Genomic DNA, 23,156 nt, shown 5'->3' with positions numbered 1-23,156 from the left:
ATAATCTTAGTGTTTAAAGTTAGAAAGTCAGGTTAACACCAAAGTTGACCAACCTGTTGGGAACATAAATAGCACTATTTGTACCATTAAAACTTTCGGCAGGGTTCATGCCTTTTCTTTTGGCAATTACCGCCAGGTTTTCTCCTCCAACATAAATTTTTATTCTGTCAATATTTGCTTTACTGATGAATGATCTTGGCAAATCATAACTTAAGGTCAGGTTCCTGATATTCAAATAAGAAGCATTGATTAAAAACCGATCCGATTGTGAATTAAATCTGGAAGTATTATTAATATCCAGCCGGGGCACGTCTGTAACATCACCGGCTTGTTTCCAGGCTCTCAGATTATCCACATGTAAAGCCCTTCCATAACTGGTGGCCATTAAACCGGCATAGTTGCCATCATAGAATTTTCCACCTAATTGATAGTTTAATAAGAACGATAAGGTAAACGCTTTGTACGAAACGGTATTAGTTATGGCGCCAAATATTTTAGGTATTGCCGAACCGGCATAATGGAAGACAGCATTATTCTGATTAAATGTTAAAGTATCTCCTTTAGCATTAACTCTGTAATCTGTAGTAGTTCCGGGAGCTGCATACCACAAACCAGATCCGTCAGCAGGATCTACTCCATACCATTTTCTCAGATAAAACGCGTAAATATCTTTACCCTCCTCTAAACGTTTTGTGCCGCTGGTTATAGGATTACCACCTGGTAATTTTGTTATTTTGTTTTTCAAACTGGTTGCATTCAGTTGTAATGTCCAGTTTACATCTTTGGTTTTTACTACTTCAAGGTTTAATTGAACTTCAATACCTTTATTAGACATAGCGCCAATATTTTCAGTTCGGGTAGTTACAACTGAAGTAAGTCCCTGAGGAACATCAAATAATAAATCTGAGGAGCCTCTGTCAAATAATTCAACAGTACCGGAAATGCGGTTTTTAAATAATCCAAAATCAATGCCTAAGCTAATTGTTTCATTTACCTCCCATGTCAGATTGGGATTTGTAATTTTAGTAGCAAGTACTCCGGGCTCAGCTGCATTGTTAAAGCCTAAACCATACAAGCCCTGAAATTCATAATAAGTATCTAAAGCATCATTACCTACTGTACCGTAAGAAGCCCGTATTTTAAGGTCACTTAACCAACCTTTGGTTCCGTCAAGAAACCCTTCTTTGAATGCATTCCAGGAAAAACCAACCGAATAAAAATCTCCCCACCTGCTTTGTTTTGCAAATCTGGATGAAGCGTCACGGCGATAAGATAAATCAATATAATATTTGCTGTCAAATCCATAATTCAACCGGCTAAAATAACCTTCCCTTCTTAAACGATCAAGCTGTCCTGTTACACTTGCAAGTGTAACAAAGTTTACTAATTCTTCATTTCCGTCAAAGTTCATTCCTCGTCTGGAACCGCTGAAGGTTTCTTCATTCGTATTTTGTGTTTCATGACCTAATAATACATTTACGCTATGCAAACCAAGCTGTTTGTCATATTTTAATAACTGATTAAAAGAAACGGTTCTGTATTCATTAGCAGACCTGGAAGCGGTTCCGCCTGCAGTTACACCATCGCCCACAATTTTATTCTGAAATGTATTGCTTCTTGTATTATTAAGATCGACACCAACATTCGTCGTAAAAGTAAAGTCTTTTAAAAACTTCATCTCCAGGTATGTTCTGCCAAGAAGGCTATTTCTTTTAGACAACCTGTTATTAAGCATTGTTTCATACAATACATGTCTGCCAGGTGATGCGCCGCTTGGCCTGTTTACGGCCCCGGGATGCATACCATAATCGTACCACTGGGTTCCAAATTCATCTAACACTGGTTGACCTGTAGCAGTAAAAGCATGCACGGGATATATAGGCCCCATTCCCCTGGCAAAAACAAATGGATTAACAAAACTGCCGGTATTATCATCGCCGGCAGCAGCCTGGTTTGAGTTAACAATAATTCCTGTAAAATTCACACCTGCTTTTAACCACTCCTTAATTTGAGAATTAAGTGCAAGTCTCGCATTTACCCGCTCAAAATCTGATTTAAGTACAAACCCTTTGTCTTTAAGATAGTTTAAAGAAAAAAAGTAGTCTGATTTATTGATTTTAGAAGAAACACTCAGGGAAGCTTCATTTCTTGGTCCATTTCTTTCAATACCATTATACCAGTCAAAATCATTATATTGTAATACCGCATTGTTATTCAGTTTTCCGTCTGTACCTACCAATTGATTATCGGGTACGCCAAAAGGATTGTATATTAACTGTGATACTATATTATTGGTAGCATACTGAGCTGCTGCGGCTTCGGTCATACCTGTTCCTGTAGAGGGATACATCTGGCCGTGTTTCATTGCCTGCCACATCAACGGATAATACTCATAGGCCCCTACCCTGTCATATTCTGCGATGCCTCTTTGCGAAAAACCTGTGTTCACGGCAAGATTTACCTTTGGGGCACCACTTTTCCCTTTTTTAGTTGTAATCATTACCACACCATTTGCGGCCCGGGCACCATATAATGCTGTAGAGGATGCATCCTTTAATAAAGTAATACTTTCAATATCATTGGTATTTATATCACCAATAAAACCATTATAGGGAAAGCCGTCAACTACATATAAAGGGCTTGAACTTGCATTAATAGACCCAAATCCCCTGATCCTGATGCCAGCACTACTACCAGGTTGGCCATTACCCGATGTAGCACCAATACCTGGTGCAGCTCCGGCGAGTGCCTGGCTGATATTGGTAGTCAATCTTGTTTCCAACTGTGCAGCTCCTATTTTTGCCACGGAACCTGTTATAGATTCCCGCTTTTGGGTACCGTATGCAACAACAACGATCTCTTCTTCAGTACCCTCGCTTGTAGCCAGCGTAATAGTAAAAGAAGTGCTGTTACCAATTGTTATTTCCTTTTCTTTACTGCCAATAGCAGTAATCAATAGACTTTTTGCATTTGCAGGAAGAAGCAATAAAAATGTGCCATCGTCTTTTGTTGTTGTACCGGCAGACGTTCCTTTTACTACTATCGAGGCGTTGGCAACCGCTTCGCCTTTTTCATCGGTAACCTTACCTGTAATAGTTTTTTGAGCTAACAATACCCCTGATGTACACAGAAGTATTGTTAGTAACACTAACAATTTTCTCATTTGCATTTAGTTTTAGTTAAAGTATTGTAAAAATTTACACTAAAACCTACACTAAAAAAAACATTTTTTCTTAAACGTAATTCTTACATGATAAATACTTATCAATCAATAATGTAAGAATTACAAGTACTTTTAATAATAAAATTTAGGTTATTAAAAAACGGCATTGAGTAAACTCAATGCCGTTAAATATAAGTTTGTTATTTACACTATTTATTCTACAATAGGGTTTGTCAGCTTTTCACTTGTTGGAATTGGGAAAACATAACGGGAGTCTGTCACCGGTATGCTTGCTCCGGCGCCAATGGAAGGAAAGGGTAACAGTCTTCTCTGTAAATCCTGGGCCCTGAATCCTTCACCAAGTAACTCTATCCTTCTTTCTAAAAATATATTATTCAGGGCAACTGTTTTATCAGTAAAAACCGGAACTACATACGCAGCATCTGACCGGCGCCTTACTGCGTTTACCAGATCGTGCGCTCTCGTTAAGCTGCCGGCTTCTGCTTCACCCTCTGCCAGGTTCAACAATACTTCCGAATACCTGATTACCGGAACCCAGTCAATATAGGGCGCTGCGGCACTCCATTTTGTTAACAAATGCCAGGCGGCAGAATAAGCACTGGTAAAAGTAGTCCTTCGTGCATCTGTTGCCGGCCAGGCTGTAGTATTAGCATAGATACCAGCGCCGGATTGATTTAAATAGAACTCAATATTACCGGCATTATAATAATAACCCAGTTGGTTTTGGGTACCCGGAGGATTAGTTGTTGCCATTGGTACCGAGAAAACATTTTCAACGGTAGACGGTTCTGTGCCAAATACATTTCGGATTTCTGGTATCAAGGCATGTGCTACTCTGTTAGGAGAGGTAAATGGAGCTGTTGGTGATACAATTTTATTACCTTCCACGATAACTTTTCCAAAGTCACCCATTGCCAGGTATACCCTTGTTTTTAAAGCAATGGCGGTGTTCTTATGTGCCCTGGTGGTTCTGGTAGCAGCAGAAGAATAAGTATCCGGCAGATCAACTTCGGCGTCATTCAGATCTTTCAGTATCTGTGTATAAATATCGGCTACTTTACTGGATGCAAGTTTATTATCGCCAAAGCCTATTTGCGGTGTTAAGCGTAACGGCAATCCTCTTGACTGACCATTATCCAGGGTATAGGGCTTGGCAAAAAGCTGAACAAGTGCATAGTAAGTCCAGCCTCTTATAAACTTAGCCTCCGCTATATATTGTTTCTTCACTGCATCAGTTACGATACCCTGATTTTGAGATAACTCAAAATCTGCTAAAAATTTATTAATCCTGTTTATAGTAAGATAACCCTGACTCCAGAATCCTTCAATGTAGGTATCTGAAGGATCATTCGTAAACTGGTAGGCGCTATAGCCCGTAACCACATTAGATGTCCTGTTTCTAAATTCTTCGCCCCTTACATCATTATAAATATAATAACGTCCTCCAAACAATGACCCTGATTTTGCGGAGAGGTACAAACCATTTACCTGAGCCAAAATCCTTGCGGGTGTTGCAAAAGATTGGTCCTCGGGTATATTTAATTCAGGACGGTTATCTAAGAAACTTTTTTTACAGGATGTAATGAATAGCGTTGTTGCGAGTATTGTACCCGTGAGTAACTTATTTATATAATTATATTTGGAAATTGCTTTCATAATTTTCTGGTTTTAAGATTTTAAAAGCCAACATTTACACCAAAAGTGAATCCTCTGCCTTGTGGTATACTGTTACGTTCAATACCTGATGTGGTGTTAGAATTACCATTTGTTGATATTTCGGGATCCACACCACTATAGCTTGTTAAAAGCATTAAGTTATTTCCCTGAACATACACCCGAACAGAACTTATACCGCTATTACCCAATACCCTGGCAGGTAATGTATAGCCTAGTGTCAGCAGGTTCAAGCGGAGGAAATCAGCTTTCTCAACATTTTCGCTTATCAAAAATGCTGACCCGTTGGAAATATTATCACCATATATAGGACGTGGGATTTTTGCATCTGTTTTGGTAGTTGACCATGCATCCAGTATATCCACAGAATTATTCCAAACACGCTGATCCAGTAAGCCGGCTCTTGTACCATTATAAATATAGTTACCGCCCGAAAAAGTAAAGTTTATACCCGCATCAAATTGTTTGTAGGTAAGCGTATTATTAAAACCACCATACCATGTAGGCTGGGTATTACCAAGCGGAACGGCGGCACTGGTAACTACACCACTCGAAACAGGTGTGCCATCTAATAAGGTCCACGCATTTGCGCCACCTAAATGTTGGTATTGTACCTGGCGACCCTGGTTATCAATAAATATCCGCCGGCCATTTGCAGAATTTACACCAGCTGTTCTTACTCCATAAATATTAGCAGCAGCGTACCCAACTTTGGTAATGCTGGTTAACTCTAAGGAGCTGGTATAACCTAATATCTGTGAGTTATTATCCACTAATGAGGTTACTTTATTTTTAACAGTGGCAAAGTTTATATTGGCATTCCATCTGAAATCGCCTTTGTCTATCACACGTCCATTCACAGAAAACTCCCAGCCTTTATTGTACATAGAACCTACATTCCGTAATACAGAGTTACCCGGAACACCTCTGGATGGAGCCTGTGGAACTGCCAGGATCAGGTTGTCTATATCTTTATTAAACCAGTTAACCTCCAGGTTTAACCGGTTATTGAGAATACCCAGGTCCAAACCTATATTAGTTTGTTTACTGGTTTCCCATTGCAGATCTTTATTACCTGATTGACTATAGAAAACTGATGGAGCAGTACCATACACGCTTGCACTGTACAGGTCATAAGCGCCATAATAGTTACCCAGGCCTCCATTACCAACCTTACCCCAGCTGGCTTTTAATCTTAAATTTTGAATAGATCTTCCCAGACCGCTATTCTTAAAAAAATTCTCATTGGAGATGGCCCATCCGGCTGAAACACCACCAAATGTTCCCCATTTTTTTCCTTCTGCCAAAGCGGAGTTTCCATCACGCCTGATATTGGCGGCGAAATAATATTTTTCGGAAAAATTATAGCTTAAAGAAGCCAGGTAAGCCTGTAAAGATTGTTCCGAAATACCATTGCCTGCCGCATCATTTACCAGGAACACACCCTGGAATTGTGTAAAGAATGGATCAGCCAGTGTGGTTCTGTTACCACCCCAATCTGTTACATAAGTATTTTGAGCATCTGTTCCTACTAATACATTAATGTTATGTTGATTAAGTATAGATGTCTTGTACTGTAAGGTATTTGTCCATACCCAGTTATCGGATCTGTTGGTATTATTATAAGCATTACCGGAGGACGCATAGCCATCACCCTGGCGCGGATTCCAATAACGTTGGTTATCAGTTAATCGCAGATCCCAGGTATAGGAACTTTTAAATGACAGGCCTTTAAATAAGGCGATTTCTGCACCAATGTTCGCAAATATCCTATTTGTTTCCGAACGGTTTTTATCCAGGTCAATCAGGGTTTGAGGATTTGACCATTGCATACTGATCAGGTTAGCACCGCGGCCGATTGCATTGGCTTCCGTACTATAATCGCCGCTAGCCGTATATACCGGTACGTTAGGTGCCTGAGACATAGCTATTCGGCCTAATCCGGAAGTAGCAAAAGCACCACCAACATAAGAACCGCTGTTAGGGGCATTATTAATAGTATTGGAGTAACTGATATTTGAAAATAACTTTAACCACTTGGTTGTTTGGTTAGAAATATTAAACCGACCAGAGCGGCGGGAGAAATTATTGGCTTCTAAAAAGCCATCCTGATCTGTATAGGAAGCAGAAAAATAATACGTGGTTTTGTCATTGCCACCCGACACGGACAGGTTATGACTGTGAGAAAGCGCATTTCTGTATACCAGGTCAAAAAAGTCTACATCCACCACATTGCCGTTAGGATCATTCATCAGCACAAATGCATTTCTGGGTGCACCAGTAAAAGCAGGGTTTACTTCAAATGCATTATCAATTGCCTTGTTTTTATGCGCAACAAACTGCGATGCATTTAATACGTCCGGTAAACGTGCCGCACGGTTATTCCCCACCCAGCCGTCATAGTTTACTTTTACCTTACCAGATTTTCCCCTCTTGGTTGTTATCAATAATACACCTGCAGCACCTCTCGATCCATAAATGGAGGTGGAAGCTGCATCTTTTAATATATCAATCGATTCAATATCCGCAGGATTAATATCAGCCAGCGGATTATTTGCCGATGCATTGGCAGAAACATCATTGGTAGAAATAGGTATTCCATCAACCACTACAAGAGGAAAGGAGCTTAAAGAAATAGAGCTTAATCCTCTTACCCTTATTACCGGCGGGTTATTTAATAAACCATTTGACTGAATAATATTTACACCAGAGGCCTGTCCTGTCAGTCCCTGACCAAAACTTTGAATAGGTCTGTTTGCCACTACATCCCCTTTTACAGTAGCTGCTGAGCCGGTAAACTCGGTTCTTTTCTGGGTAGAATAACCTACCACGACTACCTCTTCCAGGTTCTGATCAGCAATTGCAAGCACTACATCAAAATTTGACTTGTTATCTATCGCTACTTCTTTCTGTACATACCCTACAGCAGAAAATACCAATAACCTGGCAGTGCCGGGTATTTCAATTCTAAATGAGCCTTCTTCATTGGTGGAACCTCCATTGGAACTTCCCTTAACTACTACGGAAGCATTGGAGATGGGTGAACCTTTTTCATCTGTGACTTTACCAGATATGGTTTTTTGGGCTAACAACATGCCTGAGGTCAACAGGAATATTGTTAGTAGGACTAACAGTTTTCTCATATGCATTATTTTAGTTAAAATATTGTAAAATTTACAATAAAAATGGCATTCAACAAAATTATTCTTTGCAAAACCGGTTTTTATTCGTAAAGATTTATTATTCAATGGTATAAACATTATTATCGTTTTATAAATAACAGGGCGCTGTAAGGAATTTTTCGTTTAATTATTTGTAATAAAAAAACGGCATTGAACAGATCAATGCCGTTGAAATAAAAAAGGGACCGGTTTTAAACCGGTCCCTTTTTTATGATTTTCATGCCTGGTAAGGCAATTAAATTATATTAATACCCTGCATTTTGCTGAATGGTTGGGTTAGCAAACCTTTCCTGCTGAGGTATTGGTAACAAATATTTTGTATTTGTTGGTTGTAAAGTTTGAGATGCAGGCAAACCACCGGCGTCAGCTAAAGTCCTTTCAATCGGTAAAGATCTTCTGCGCAGGTCATAATACCTGTGACCTTCATAGCAAAGCTCTTTATATCTTTCCAAATAAATAGCTTCCACTAAACCAGCAGCAGGAACATCAGTATGAGTGTATCCTGTAATACGGCTTTCACGTAATTTTTTCAGATCTGCATTTGCTAATGCCGGTTGAGTAGACTCGGCGTATGCTTCAGCCCTGGCTAATAACAATTCTGAAGTGCGGATAACTTTTAAATCAAAAGAAAAGTTCTCACCATTAGTACCTGTATTAACACCATGTTTGGCAATTAATACCCTGCTGGTCGGAGATGCCTGGTAAAAATAGGTAGCATAACGCACGTCATTTACTTTGTCAAACGTATTCTGCAGTTTTTCTGCAGGTGTAGCCTGAACAGCAGCGCCGGCACCCACATCCTGCCATAAAGAACCTAAAGCACTTCCCAGGTTTGCACCACTCACCACATTGTATTTAAACACAACTTCAGAAGACTGATTTTGTGCCAGGATACGTGTTTGGAAAATAGCAGGGAATGTAGCTATAGTACTTACAGGCTGGGCGTTAATCACCTCAGTTGAATAAGTAATTACATTAGGCCAGTCCCTGATATGTAATGCCAGTTTAGCCTGGAGAGCTGAAACCGCATTTTTAGTTAACCTTGAAATATTAGTAAATGAAGCCGGAATCAGTGGTTTGGCATCGATCAAATCAGTATTGATTTGTGCTACGGCTGCTGATTGATTAGTCCTTACGGGTTTATAAGAACCAGGAGCTTTTACATATTCAGTTTGTACTACTATTCCTAACTTATCAGCAGTGTATACTGCAGTTTCGGAATATAACTTCAATAATTCCAGGTGAGCATACGCTCTCATTGCTAACATTTCACCTTTGTATTGAGCTTTTAACGCTACATCAGCCGCAGTAGGGGTTGGTACCGGCTCCATAAGTTCCAGCACACGGTTAGCCCTGTCAATTACAGTGTATAAGTTAGTCCAAACACCGCCGGTTTCGCCATCACGCCAGTCCTGAGAGTCAGAAACATGGTTCCAGTTAAACAGGATATTACCAACGTTCCTGTATTCTGTGCCTGTACCCAGCCTGATCTCATCAGAAATTGTTGCATTGATATAAACGGAACGTCTGGGAGATAAGGTTCCATACACACCGTTAACCGCCCTGGTAACATCGGCCATCTCTTTAATTGCCGTTTCCGCAGGTATCTGGTCGATAGGTGTAACATCATCTACCGTTTTTTTCTGGCAGGCAAATAGTACAGTAGATACTACTACTACTAAAGCCGTACTCTTGATATATTTAAATTTCATAAATCTCTTTTTAAGTCCTAATTATTAAAAATTAACATCTAACCCAATAGTGAATGTTCTTGGATTGGGGAATTCGTATGTTGCGATATTGTTACTTTCTTCCGGATCAAAACCATTCCATTTGGTCCAGGTGTACAGGTTCTGAGCCTGACCCCAAACTCTCACACTGGAGAAGTATTTATCCGATTTTGGAGCGAAAGTATAGGCAACTGTTAAATTTCTAAATCTCACAAACGATGCGTCCTGGATATCTTTACTGCTGAATTCTCTGGCAGTTCCGATTCTTTGGTAGTTAGTGATCTGACCAGGAGTTCTCCAGGTTTGCGTTAACATTTCCACACGTTTGTTATAAGCAGTATTGCTGTTGGTTGTTTCGTAGAAGAAAGATTCGTTGTTAAACCTTTTTACACCCTGGATAGATACAAAAAGAGCAGAAACTGAGAACCCTTTCCAGGAAGCTTCTAAAGTAGCACCGCCGGTGAATTTAGGCAGGTAAGTACCGAATGTAGCTAAAGAGTTAGAAGCTGAGTAAACGCTTGTTGGTTTTCCTTCAGCATCCGCATAAATAGGATTACCTGTTTGAGGATCAACACCCAGGAAGCCAACCGCATAGTGCGTACCAAAAGGTAAACCAACCCTGCTGATACCTGTACCGGCAGCTAATTCAGTGATCTGACCCATATCCTCGATCCTGTTTCTCAGGAACGCACCATTAGTACCAAGGGTAATTACAAAGTCGTTTTGTTTAACCACATCAACTTTTACATCATACTCAATACCTTTATTAGACATTCTACCAATATTAGTTGACAGAGATGTGAAACCAGTAGTCCTGGAAATCTGTTGTGCTAAGAAAAGGTTTCTTGATTGTTTGTCATACAACTCAACAGTTGAACGGATTCTTCTTTTCCATACTGCAAACTCTAATCCTAAGTTTGTTACCACCTGAGACTCTAATTTGTAATCGGCATTACCCGGAGAAGAAGGAACGATACCAGGCTGATCAGCATAGTTACCGGCGCCATAAGTAGAGATATATCCAAAGTTAGAGGTCAGACCATTAACGTTACCAGTTTCACCATAGCTAAACCTAACCCTTGCATCCTGGAAGATGTTTTGGTTTTTCATGAAGTTTTCACCGCTAAGGTTCCAGCTTACACCTCCAGACAGGAATACGTTGTTCCTGTTTTTCTTAGGCACCTGAGAAGGAGCATCTCTCCTAACAATACCGAAGAAAGAGTAACGATTATCATAAGTATAATCAACTGTACCAAAAGTAGAATATAAGCCATTTAAGCTTTTACCACCAGAAGTAGAAGGCATAGCAGTAGTATTACCGTTAGTAATACCGGCAGGAGAGTTTAAGATACGTGGGTTGATAATGTATCCAACAAAGCTGTTGCTCCTGCTCCTGTTCCTGATCGCTTCCATCATGGCAGAAGCACTTACTTCATGTTTATCGAATTTACCACGGTATACAAAACCTGTAGTAGAAATTAAATTCAGGTTTTCAGAGTTGCCTTCTGAATAAGAACCCTGTGCACCTAAGCTGATACTTCTACCGGCAAAGCTGTTAGGATTAATAAACCTGCTTGAGTTAGTATTTCTCCAGTCAACACCATTGGTTGTTCTGAAAGCAATGCCATTCCAGATATCAAACTGAGCCGTAATAGCAAAAGTTCCTTTGAACTGGTTAGACCTTGAAGTGGTTGTCCTTAACCTGTCGTAAGCATTAGCGGCAGTTTTACCGGCACCAACGGCAGTAGTACCATCATTGTTAAATGCTCTAACATATGGTAATTCAAGATAAGCGGCAGCAATTGGATTAGCTAACGCTACACCCGCTTCAGATTCAGTATTATCTAACTGGCTGAAACCAGCAGAAGAACGGATATTAACCGTTAAACGATCACGTTTAATATCCAGGTTACCCCTGTAAGTATATCTTTCTAAACCGGATCTGAATAAAATACCTTGTTGTTTGTAATAAGACAATGAACTAAAATAGTTCACACCATTTGCACCACCAGATACGTTTACCTCATGCTGGGAGAATTTAGCTTTTCTGAACATTAAATCAGCCCAATCAGTATTAATGTTGCTGATAGAGTCTAATAAATGATCATAAATAGCTTTAGTTGCTGCAGACTGAGCCTGATACCTTGGGTTATTGGGGTTATAATCCCAGCCTGGTAAGCCGGTTAAGGCTGAAGGGTTTGGAGCCAGACCCGGGCCTAAAATTTCTCCTTCATAAGCCAAACGCTCAGCAGTGTTCATCATCTGCAGATTTTTTTGGGTTGGAGCCTCAGAATAACCAGCCATACCACGGTATGACAACCGGGGCCTGCCGGCTTGTCCCATTTTTGTTTTAATAACAATAACACCATTTGCACCTCTTGAACCATAGATACCTGCACCAGCTGCATCTTTTAAGATATCAACTGATTCAAAATCGTTGGGGTTTAAAGATCTGAAAACACCTTCCTCAATGGGCACTCCATCTAAAATATATAATGGAGACAGGTTACCGGAAAAAGATCCTACACCACGGATATTTACCCTTGCAGAAGCACCTGGTTGTCCAGAGCCTGAGGCAACGTATAAACCGGGAGCCTGACCTTGTAAAATGTTTTCAAAAGAACCAAACGGAACCTGCTCGATAGTTTTTGCAGTAACTTTTGAAGAAGCTCCTACAAACTCTAATCTCTTTTTAGTTCCGTAACCGGTAATGATCACCTCTTCTTCTTCACTTGCAGAAGAAGTCAAAGAAACGCTAAAGGTGGTTGTAGTACCAATTGCTACTTCTTTCGCAACCGAGCCTATAGCAGAAATAATCAGTGTTTTGGCGTTTGCTGGTAAACTTAGTGTAAAGTTACCGGCATCATTAGTTGTAGTACCTACTGTACTACCTTTCACTACAACAGACGCATTGGCAATGGGATCGCCTTTTTCATCTGTCACTTTTCCCGAAACTGTTTTTTGGGCTAATAACACTCCTGATGTAAAGAGGAGGAGTGTTAGCATGACTAACATTTTTCTCATGTGCGTTTTTAAAATTTAGTTTGAATTCAAGAGCCTATACGTTCGTATAGAGTTTGCAATTTTAAGAAATGATTACCACAATTAAGCAAAATGTGTTAATAATTTTCAAAAATGCGAGATTTCCTACAAGTAGACAATCAAGAAAAGTATTTGCTGCATCATATTAAAAAAATATTTATTCTCCTGATTATATCCCGCCCCACTCAAAATATTAAATCATCCAATTGTCATAACTTCGGTCAAAATTTTACACTATGATTTCACAAGCGATACAAGAAGCACTGAACAAACAGGTTTTGATGGAAGCCGAGTCATCTCAGGCTTACCTGGCCATGGCTTCATGGGCCGAAATTCAACCCGGTTTGGAAGGTGTTACCGAATTTTTCTACCAGCAATCTGACGAAGAGAGGATGCATATGTTAAAGCTGATCCGCTTTATCAACGAACGCGGCGGTTTTGCAGCGGTGCCGCCCTTGCCACAGCCCATGGTTACTTTTCCCTCGCTAAAAAAACTGTTTGAGGAGTTTTTAAAACATGAGTTACAGGTGAGCGACAGCATTAACGACCTGGTACATCTTTCATTGACCGAAAAAGATTATGCCACCCATAATTTTTTACAATGGTATGTAAATGAACAGATTGAAGAGGAAAGAACCGCCCGTACCCTGAATGATAAACTGGAACTTATCGGTGACGATAAAAGCGGTTTATACCTGTTTGACCGCGATATTTTAAATTTCCGCGGCGGGGATACCAGCAAGAAAAGATAATTATTTACCATATGAATGTAAAAGCCGTTTGTTGTAATAACAAACGGCTTTTTTAATGAAGCCAGGCATGATCCTGACGATCATTATTAAGACAGGCCACTATACTATTTCATTATTAAAAATAATAACTATAGTTTATGCAAAGCTTTACCTGAATTGAACTTAACCTGATATATACTTATTAAATTTAAAAAGAAAAGGCCAGCTTTATTGCTGACCTTGGTTCCATTCATTATTTATTACTGTTGCCGGATCAATGACCCTCACCCTTACACAAGGGCATTACATCCTGGTTTTTTTTGCAGCATAGCCCTTCCGCATTAAAAGCGATGATCTCCAGCAATACTTCCTTTACATTTTCAAATTTTTCTTTACCTAAGAGGTTCTTATATATTGTTTCAATATTTAATACACTTTGACGACAGGACAAGGCGAACATTTTACCCTTTTCTGTAAGAAAGATATTGCTGCATCTTTTATCATCATCACAGGTACAGGTTTCAATATAACCCAGCTGCAGGAGCTCCTTTACAATTTTGCTCATGGCCTGCTTGGTCATATGCGACTTTTTGGCCAATTCATTGTTGGTAATGCCGTCCGGACCAATATTCATGATCAGCGGCAGGTACCATAATTTCATTTCCTCATGCCCTTTACAGATAAGGTTTTCAGTAGCCCAGACATCAAACTGACGTTTTAATGTGGATATGATCTTGGCCCAACCCCGCTCTTTTAGCTGCTGGGTAGCCATCAATTGTTCATCTAATGCTGTTTTGTGCATAATGCGAAGTTAGTAAAAAAAATATATAGTCAATTTGGTTGACCAAATTATAGCCCCCGTGAGCCCTGTTTTAACATTTTAACGGCCACAGGGTAGGAACGCATATAAACAGCCTTCAGATTATACATGTAAAAAGTTAATAATCAATAGTATTGCTGCAGTTGAAAGGAGCGTCGCAAGGAACGATAATCAGGGAACTGCAGCCTGTACCATAAAAAAATAAGGTATTATAATTGTATGATTATTATACCGATGTAAAGCGGTATCAACCCATTATCTTTGCCACTATGGCACAGGTAACAATAAAAATTATCAATCAATCCAGTAATCCACTACCGGAATATGCAACAGAGGGCTCATCTGGTATGGATGTGCGGGCTAATCTGGAAGCCCCTATTAGTTTACAACCCATGGAACGAACCCTGGTACCAACGGGCATTTTTACCGAAATACCCCTGGGCTACGAAATACAGGTTCGCCCCCGCAGCGGATTGGCCATTAAACAGGGATTAACCTGTTTAAATACACCGGGTACCATTGATGCCGATTACAGAGGTGAAATTAAAGTGATACTGATTAATCTTTCCGGCGAAGTACAGGTCATACAACATGGCGACCGCATTGCCCAGCTTGTTTTACAACAGGTAGAACAGATACAATGGCAACCCACTCACCAACTGGAAGAGACCACGAGGAGCAGTGGCGGATTTGGACATACCGGCAAACAATAATTATTTATGCGTTTTATTATACTGATAGCATCGATAGGCATATTATTTTCTTCCTGCAGGGGTACAAGAAAAATACAAACGGCTATATCAAAGTCTGATTCCACACTGACCACCCCCATGCCAAAAGATACACTGGCCCCGGCCGTTAAGGAGGATTCTGCAGCCGTAATTAAAGAAGTGCTGGGTAAGCTCAATGCCCAGTATATTGATTTCACTACCTTCTCCGCCAAACTGGATGTGGATTATGTAGGCAGTGATGGCAAAAAAGAGAATGTGAATGCAAAATTGCAGATGTATAAGGACAGTATTATCTGGGTATCCATCACCGGGCTTTTAAATATTGAAGGCGTGAGGGCCATTGTTACCCGTGACTCCGTTAAAATTTTAAATAAACTGGATAAAAAGTATACTGCCCGCAGTGTTGCCTACCTGCAGGAAGTGAGCGGCCTGCCGCTTGACCTGCCGGCCTTACAGGACCTGTTATTAGGCAACCCCGTGTTTGTAGATACCACGGCCCTCTCTTATACCAAAGACAATAACAGGTTGTTATTGCTTAGCCGTGGAGAATTGTTTAAACACCTGTTAACCCTTACAGATAACGAGAATGTTTTAATTTTTAGCAAACTGGATGACCTGGATGCCAGGCGCAACCGCACCAGTGACCTGAGTTACGATAATTACGAAAATAAAAAAGGCGTTAACTTCTCCACCAAGCGGAGGATCGCTATTTCGGACAAAACCAAGCTGGACATTAAACTTGATTTTAAAAACTATAGTTTTAATGAAACGTTAAGTTTTCCTTTTTCCGTACCCAAAAACTATAAGAGAAACTAGGCTTTGATAATTTTTTTAAAAAAAGGGCGTTGTACATATTCATTTGTACTACCCATTTATTGATTTGCAAATAGAAAATATGAGAAAAACATACTTTTTATTACTGGCTTTATTGTTTGGCACTTTAACCGCGTTGCAGGCACAACCCCTTACGGATAAATCGGAGCTGGAGAAAGAACGCCAGGCCTTACAAAAAGAGCTGAAAGAAATTCAGAATGCCTATAATACCGTAAAAGGTCAGACCACACAAAATTTAAAGCAGCTGAATTTATTGCAACGTAAAATATCGCTGCAGGAAAAATATATCACCAGCCTTAGCAAAGAGCTAAAAACCATTGATGATGATATTTACCTGAGCAACCTGGAGATATACCGTTTACAAAAACAACTGGACACTTTAAAGGACCAATATGCCAAATCGGTAGTATACGCTTATAAGAACCGGAGTAATTATGATTACCTGAATTTTATTTTTTCTGCCGAAAATTTTAATGATGCCGTTAAACGTATTACCTATTTAAAAAGCTATAAGGATTACCGTGAAAAACAGGCCAGCAATATATTAGAGCACCAGGCCCTTATTACCAAAAGACAACAGCAACAGATCAGCAGGAAAGACCAGAAGAAGAATGTACTGGAAACCCAGAACAGTGAACGCAATGTATTAGCCGATCAGAAGAATGAACAGAATGCAGTAGTACAAAAATTAAGAGGCCAGGAGAATGATTTGAAAAAACAAATTGCCGCTAAACAAAAAAGAGATAAACAGCTGAAATCAAATATCGATGCCATTGTACGCCGTGAGATTGAGATAGCCCGTAAAAAAGCGGCTGATGAAATTGCCCGTCAAAAAGCTATTGAAGAAGACAGGCGTAAAGCATTGGAAGCAGAAAAAAAACTGGCTGATGCAAAAGCAAAAGAAAATGCACCTAAGACTAACCCCACAACCGTAACGCCTACCAAACCGGCTGAAACAAAAACCGAACAGAATGTGGCGGTAGCAAAGCCAAAAGTAGAAGCTGAGCCTAAGAAGGTAACCAACTACTTAGACTTTAATGCGGCTGACGTTAACTTGAATAAAGATATCAACTTAAATAAAGGCAGACTTCCCTGGCCGGTTGATAACGGTGTAGTGACCATTGAGTTTGGATCGTATAAGATTGAAGGTATTGCAGGGGGGACTGTTGGAGATAATCCGGGTATTACCATTGCTGCACCACTGGGAGCACCGGTAAAAGCCGTATTTGAAGGTGAGGTAGCTGGTATGTTTACCGTTGATAATAGTACCACTGTTATTTTAAGACACGGTAAATATTTTAGTACATATTCTAATCTATCAGGAGTAACTGTTGGCCGTGGCGCTAAAATTAACAGGGGGCAGGTACTGGGTCGCGTTGCCGCTGATGATGAAGGAGGCGGTAAGCTTGATTTTATATTTATGATCGATAATAAAAATGTAAATCCAAGAACCTGGTTAAGCAGGTAACAGGACTTGATGATTTTTTTAAAAGAGGCGTTATAAAATTATAACGCCTCTTTTATTTTGTAATACCTGGTATAGAATTATTGCCATTATTCTGCTATCTTCAACGCATGAGCGTCAACAAAACAACTGCACCGGTTTTACCTGCTATTGCACCTGGTAATAAACTGAACCAATTTGATGTTACCATACTCGTTATCAGCTTTGTCGTAGGCATGGGCATATTCGGTACGCCGGCCCGGGTAGCGGCAGCTTCAGGCTCCCCGGCTTTATTCTTCTCAGTGTGGCTGGTGGGTGGCTTTGTAGCTTTATGCGGTGCACTTACTTATGCCGAGATCGGTTTGCGTTTACCGGCCATGGGCGGTTACTATAAAATTTTTTCCTTTTGTTATCACCCTTCCGTCGGGTTTACCATTAACGCTTTAATACTGATCAGTAATGCGGCATCGCTGGCGGTGGTAGCCCTGATTGGCGCCGATTATATCAGTGACCTTTTATATGGCAGGCCTTCCGGTACTTTGTTCAATACACTCGTCGCCGTTTTTTGTGTAGGTATTTTCTTTGTGGTTAACCTGCTGGGCTTACGTACCAGCAGCCGTACACAGAATGTATTGATGATCCTGAAGATCGGCCTGATGCTGATCATGATCGCCAGTATCATTAAAGGTGTTACGGTGGAACCTCACGGGCACGACAGCAATATCCAGGTGTATGATTTTAAAGACAACCACTGGTTTAAGTTATTTTTAATTGCCTGTATACCCGTTTTCTTTTCCTATGGCGGTTACCAGCAAACCATCAATTTTGGTACGGAGGTAAAACGCACCAATATCCTTTCAAAAGGTATTGTAAGTGGTATGATCATCGTAGTGGCTTTATACATGGCTATCAATTATGCCTATACAGAAGTGATCGGCTTTGAGGAGATGAAAGGCACTTCCGCAATAGGGGCCTTATTGTTAGAAGCCTGGTTCGGCACTACCGGCGCCAAGATCTTTGATGCACTCATGTTCTTATCCGTACTGGCCTATGTAAATGTGGTGCTGTTAAGTAACCCCAGGGTTATGCGGGCCATGAGCCTGGATAAGGTTTTTCCGAAAATGTTTGCCTACCAGCATCCCAAAACCCAGGCAATGATCAACGGCCTGGCAGCCTTTTCCATCATGACCATCATCATTACTTTTTTTGGCAAACAGGTAGATAATATTTTAGGCTTCACCATGTTTTTAGATAGTTTTGGTATGGGTGCTTCGGCCGCCACCTTATTTTATTTACGACGGAAAAAACAAAATGAAGCGGCCATCAACAAAGGATTCATCAAAACCATTACCCCCTTGCTAGCCGCTATATTTGTACTGGCTTATGCTGGTATTGCCACGGCGGTAATTATTGATAAACCAACAGCCGCCATCATTGGTCTTTGCTTATTAGGGGCTTTGGCTATTATTTACTTTTTAGTATATCACAAAAAAGGCGTTATTAATACTTTGTAATATAGTATCGCAGTATAGTGCCGATATCAGTCATTACCAAATTTTCAAATTACCTAATTATCAAATTGCACCATGGATCTCTCATATATCATTAATGAATTAGGCGAAGACAGGGAACAATATCACCGGGCCGTATCGCCTCCCATAGCCCAGGCCAGCAATTTTGCGTTTGACACCATTGCCGATATCAGTAATGTATTTGCAGATGAAATGTCGGGGTATATATATAGTCGCGGATTAAACCCCACGGTTGATATATTGAGAAAAAAACTGGCCGCCCTGGACGGAGCCGAAGAGTCGCTGGTTTTTAATAACGGAGCGGCAGCTACCTATGCCGGTGTAATGGCCAATGTAAAAGCGGGTGACCATATTGTGAGTGTACGTGACCCGTATAGCTGGACCAAAAAATTATTTGACACCATCCTGCCACGTTATGGCGTACATACCAGTTATGTGGATGGTGGTACTATTGAAGAGTGGATGGCTACCACACAACCCAATACAACTTTCTATTACCTGGAGTCGCCCAACAGCTGGACCTTTGCCATACAACCTATACAGGCTATTACCGCTTATGCCAAACAAAAAGGCATCGTTACCATGATCGATAACAGTTATGCCACTCCCTTATACCAGCCCGTGATCAGTATGGGAATTGACCTGGCCATGCAAACAGCCACCAAATATATCGGGGGCCACAGTGATACCCTGGGTGGCGTGTTAAGCGGCAGCAAGGCCATGATCAAAAAGATATTTGATATGGACTACCTGGCCATTGGCAGCGGTATGCAACCCTTTAATGCCTGGCTCATGTTACGCAGCCTGCGTACCATGCCGGTACGGCTGGAAAGAATAACCCGGACGACCCGCACCATAGCAGCTTTTTTAAAACAACAGCCACAGATAGAAAGTATTGTATACCCCTTTGATGAAAGTTTTGACCAGTATGAACTGGCCGCCAGCCAGATGAAACCCGTAGGAGGACTGGTAACCATTATTTTACAAACCAGGCAACGGGAGCAGATTGTACAGTTTTGCGAACGACTGCAACATTTTTTAATTGCCGTTAGCTGGGGCGGTCACGAAAGCCTGGTTTTACCCAAATGTGCCGGCATACCGGCTGAGCAGTTTAACCCGGAAGATAAATGGCACCGCAGTGTACGTTTATACTTTGGACTGGAAGAACCCGATTACCTGATAAGGGACCTGGAACAGGCCCTGCGACAATTAACATAAGTTTTTACCGTTTATCCGTATCAAATTTTAAATCCATACGGTTTATACTATTTTTGGTCTATGAGAAAGTTATTGCCGGGTATCGCCATCATAGCGGCTTCCCTTTTTTCAATTCCGGGCCAGGTACAGGCCCAGGAAAAATGGGATTTACAAAAATGTGTGAACTACGCACTGCAGAACAATATTTCAGTAAAACAGGCTGATCTGCAGGCAAGGTTTGCCGCATTGGATTATAAACAGGCCCGTTTAAATATTTATCCCAATATTGGTTTTAGCACCAACCTGGGTGTTAACTCAGGCCGTAACCAGAACCCGGCCAACTTTGACCTGGTTACAGAAACCTTTTTATCACATGGATACAGTTTACAGGCAGGCGTTGACCTGTTTAACTGGTTCTCCAAAAGAAATACGGTAAAAGCCCGCGACCTGAGTTTACAGGCCACTATTGCCGGAATTGAAAAGGCCCAAAATGATGTTGCCTTAAATGTGGCCACTGCTTACCTGCAAATATTATTATCGATGGAGCAGGTAAATATAGCCCGGGTACAGTTAGCGCAAACGACACAACAGCTGGAGAACACCCGCCTGCAGGTTGATGCCGGTAAACTGCCGGAATTAAATGCTACACAGCTTGAAGCGCAACTGGCTACTGATAGCTCGGCAGTAATTACCGCCAGGGCCAGTGTTACACAAACCATCCTGCAGATGAAAGCCCTGCTGAACTTAGATGCGGCAGCTGCGTTTGATGTACTGGCTCCTCCTGTAGAGACCATACCGGTAGAGAGCCTGGCCGATTTACAGCCGGAGAATGTTTTTTCCTCGGCTTTAATACACTTACCGCAGCAGAAAGTAAACAAATTAAACCTCCAGGCTGCACAAAAAAATGTACTGGCGGCTAAAGGAGCCATGTACCCTACCCTTTCCATGTTTGGCAGCTTAGGCAGCCGGTTTATTAATACGGGGCAGGAACTTTTGTCCACCACACAAACGCCGGTAACCAGCATTGGTAAAGTAACGGTAAACGGTACTGAATACAGTGTTGCACCCAATGCCCCCTTATTTAATACCAGCTTTAACTATGCCAAACAACCCTACTTCAGCCAGATCAACCAGAACTTTCAACAATCGGTAGGCTTAAGCCTGAGCGTACCTATTTTCAACAATGGTACACTACGTAATAACTGGCAGCGCAGTAAGCTCAATGTTAAACAGGTAGAGCTGCAAATGGAACAGGACGCACAAACCATCAAGCAGGATATTTATACAGCACATAATGATGCGGTTGCCGCATTGGAAAAATACAATGCCAATCAAAAAAGTGTAGCCGCTTCAGAAAAAGCCTACGATTTTGCGAAGAAAAGATACGATATGGGATTATTATCTACCTATGATCTGTTGAACACACAAAATGCACTGGCTACCGCAAAATACAATTTGCTGTATGCACAGTACGATTACGTTTTTAAAATAAAATTATTAGAGTTCTATAAAGGACAGGGCTTAAAATTATAAACCAATTATTTTGTTCACCGGCTGTGGTACCCTGATCGATCGTCCCTTGCGACGCTCCTTTCAACTGCAGTAACGCTCCTGGACAAACTAACGGAGTACAAAAATAGAAGGCATGAAAAAATCTGTTAAGTGGTTATTGATTATTATAGCAGTAATTGTAATTGCTGGCTTTGCGTATAATGCTTATAACAAAGGCAAAAATACCGGTGAAAAAGTAACCACCGAATCGGTAACTAAACGCACCATCATTGAAACAGTTACGGCCAGTGGTAATGTTTACCCTGAAGTGGAAGTTAAGATCAGTCCTGATATTTCAGGACAGGTAACCAACCTGATGGTACAGGAAGGCGACAGTGTAAAAAAAGGACAGGTACTGGCACGTATCTATGCCGATATTTACGCTTTGCAAAAAGACCAGGCGGCAGCCACTGTAGCACAATCGAGGGCCACTGTTGCCAACAGTGAAGCAGCCTTACTGGCTTTACAGGCCACCCTTAAAAATGCCGAGGATAATTATAAACGTAATAAAACCTTATACGATCAAAAGGTAATTTCAAAAGCCGAACTGGAGCAAATTGAAACTACCTATCAATCGGCGCAGGCCAATTACAATGCGGCCAAACAAAATATCCGCAGCCTGGAGGCCGGCACACAGGTGTCGCAAAGTGGCTTATCCAGGGCCAATAAGGACCTGAGTCGTACCACCATTGTTGCACCTATGGACGGTGTGGTCTCGTCACTGAGTATTAAAGAAGGTGAAAGTGTAGCCGGTAACAGCTTTAATGTGGGTACAGAAATGATGCGGGTGGCCGATATGAATATTATTGAAGTAAGGGTGGATGTGGGTGAAAATGATATTGTAAAAGTAAACCTGGGAGATAGTGCCGATGTGGAAGTGGATGCTTATAACAACCGCAAGTTTAAAGGAGTGGTTACCCAGATCGCCAGCAGCACGAAAAACAGTTCCTTAACCGCTACCACTACCGATGTTACCAACTATGAAGTAAGAATAAGGCTGGATAAAGCTTCCTACAGCGACCTGATAGATCCTTCCAAACCCAGGAAGTTCCCTTTCAGACCCGGGATGAATGCCAGCGCCGATATAAAAACAAAACGCAAGGACAATGTTTTATCAGTGCCTATTGCCGCTGTTAATGCCCGGTTAAAAGGCAGCGATAAAAGCCTCGCCGACTCTAAAAAAGAAAAAGCCTCCAGTACCGGCGCCGATGAAGACCAGGATACCAATACCGGTGCCGAAATGGAAGAGGTAGTGTATGTATTGCAACCGGATAATACGGTGAAAAAGGTTCTGGTAAAATCCGGGATACAGGATATGAACAATATTGAAATTGTGAGCGGGCTTACCGGCAATGAAAAAGTGGTAAGCGGACCTTATTCGGCTATCAGCCAGACATTGAAAGACGGAACAAAAGTAAAAGTAGTGACCAAGGAAGAGTTATTTAAAAAATAAGCCCTGGTAATAATTATTACAGACTTAAGCACATACGTTCCTGTTATAAGA

Annotated in this window: 14 protein-coding genes; 8 read left to right on the top strand and 6 right to left on the bottom strand. The window is 41.0% G+C overall.

What is annotated here, in order from left to right:
- Positions 1-19: 19 nt before the first annotated feature.
- From ACFS6H_RS05275 to ACFS6H_RS05255, 5 genes are all read right to left on the bottom strand, one after another.
- Positions 20-3,163 (bottom strand): SusC/RagA family TonB-linked outer membrane protein, encoded by a 3,144-nt coding sequence (locus ACFS6H_RS05275; RefSeq protein ID WP_386095988.1) that lies wholly within the window; start codon positions 3,161-3,163, stop codon positions 20-22.
- A 213-nt stretch (positions 3,164-3,376) separates the two neighbouring features.
- Positions 3,377-4,840, bottom strand: a complete 1,464-nt coding sequence (locus tag ACFS6H_RS05270; RefSeq protein ID WP_386095986.1) for a RagB/SusD family nutrient uptake outer membrane protein — start codon at positions 4,838-4,840, stop codon at positions 3,377-3,379.
- Positions 4,841-4,860: 20 nt separating this feature from the next.
- A complete protein-coding gene (locus ACFS6H_RS05265) occupies positions 4,861-8,001 on the bottom strand; it encodes a SusC/RagA family TonB-linked outer membrane protein (protein WP_386095984.1) in 3,141 nt (1,046 codons plus the stop codon).
- A 284-nt stretch (positions 8,002-8,285) separates the two neighbouring features.
- Positions 8,286-9,752: a RagB/SusD family nutrient uptake outer membrane protein gene (locus ACFS6H_RS05260; protein ID WP_386095982.1), complete on the bottom strand. Its 1,467-nt coding sequence runs from the start codon at positions 9,750-9,752 to the stop codon at positions 8,286-8,288.
- Positions 9,753-9,776: 24 nt separating this feature from the next.
- Positions 9,777-12,776 (bottom strand): SusC/RagA family TonB-linked outer membrane protein, encoded by a 3,000-nt coding sequence (locus ACFS6H_RS05255; protein WP_386095979.1) that lies wholly within the window; start codon positions 12,774-12,776, stop codon positions 9,777-9,779.
- 272 nt (positions 12,777-13,048) lie between these two features.
- On the opposite strand from ACFS6H_RS05255, the gene ACFS6H_RS05250 reads away from it, so the two are divergent.
- On the top strand, positions 13,049-13,564 hold the full coding sequence (locus ACFS6H_RS05250; protein WP_386095977.1) for a ferritin: 516 nt from the start codon (positions 13,049-13,051) through the stop codon (positions 13,562-13,564).
- A gap of 253 nt (positions 13,565-13,817) precedes the next feature.
- On the opposite strand, the gene ACFS6H_RS05245 is transcribed toward ACFS6H_RS05250, so the two are convergent.
- Positions 13,818-14,345, bottom strand: a complete 528-nt coding sequence (locus ACFS6H_RS05245) for a MarR family winged helix-turn-helix transcriptional regulator (RefSeq protein WP_386095975.1) — start codon at positions 14,343-14,345, stop codon at positions 13,818-13,820.
- A gap of 287 nt (positions 14,346-14,632) precedes the next feature.
- On the opposite strand from ACFS6H_RS05245, the gene dut reads away from it, so the two are divergent.
- From dut to ACFS6H_RS05210, 7 genes are all read left to right on the top strand, one after another.
- Entirely contained in the window at positions 14,633-15,076 is a 444-nt protein-coding gene (gene dut, locus ACFS6H_RS05240) for a dUTP diphosphatase (RefSeq protein ID WP_386095972.1), read from the top strand.
- Positions 15,077-15,082: 6 nt separating this feature from the next.
- The gene (locus ACFS6H_RS05235) at positions 15,083-15,910 is read left to right on the top strand and encodes a DUF4292 domain-containing protein (protein ID WP_386095970.1); all 828 of its coding nucleotides are present in this window, start codon (positions 15,083-15,085) and stop codon (positions 15,908-15,910) included.
- Positions 15,911-15,989: 79 nt separating this feature from the next.
- Entirely contained in the window at positions 15,990-17,396 is a 1,407-nt protein-coding gene (locus tag ACFS6H_RS05230) for a peptidoglycan DD-metalloendopeptidase family protein (RefSeq protein ID WP_386095968.1), read from the top strand.
- Between the two features lie 107 nt (positions 17,397-17,503).
- Positions 17,504-18,886, top strand: coding sequence for an APC family permease (locus tag ACFS6H_RS05225; protein WP_386095966.1), 1,383 nt, complete (start codon positions 17,504-17,506; stop codon positions 18,884-18,886).
- A 72-nt stretch (positions 18,887-18,958) separates the two neighbouring features.
- Complete coding sequence (locus ACFS6H_RS05220) at positions 18,959-20,122, top strand: trans-sulfuration enzyme family protein (protein WP_386095964.1); 1,164 nt, start codon at positions 18,959-18,961, stop codon at positions 20,120-20,122.
- A gap of 60 nt (positions 20,123-20,182) precedes the next feature.
- The gene (locus tag ACFS6H_RS05215) at positions 20,183-21,634 is read left to right on the top strand and encodes a TolC family protein (RefSeq protein ID WP_386095962.1); all 1,452 of its coding nucleotides are present in this window, start codon (positions 20,183-20,185) and stop codon (positions 21,632-21,634) included.
- A gap of 112 nt (positions 21,635-21,746) precedes the next feature.
- On the top strand, positions 21,747-23,105 hold the full coding sequence (locus tag ACFS6H_RS05210; RefSeq protein WP_386095960.1) for an efflux RND transporter periplasmic adaptor subunit: 1,359 nt from the start codon (positions 21,747-21,749) through the stop codon (positions 23,103-23,105).
- Positions 23,106-23,156: the final 51 nt, after the last annotated feature.

It is taken from the genome of Terrimonas rubra, assembly GCF_042686025.1.
GTDB classification, from domain to species: domain Bacteria; phylum Bacteroidota; class Bacteroidia; order Chitinophagales; family Chitinophagaceae; genus Terrimonas; species Terrimonas rubra.
The sequence above is the reverse complement of the archived record's forward strand: the minus strand, read 5'-3'. Positions and strand labels throughout refer to the sequence as shown.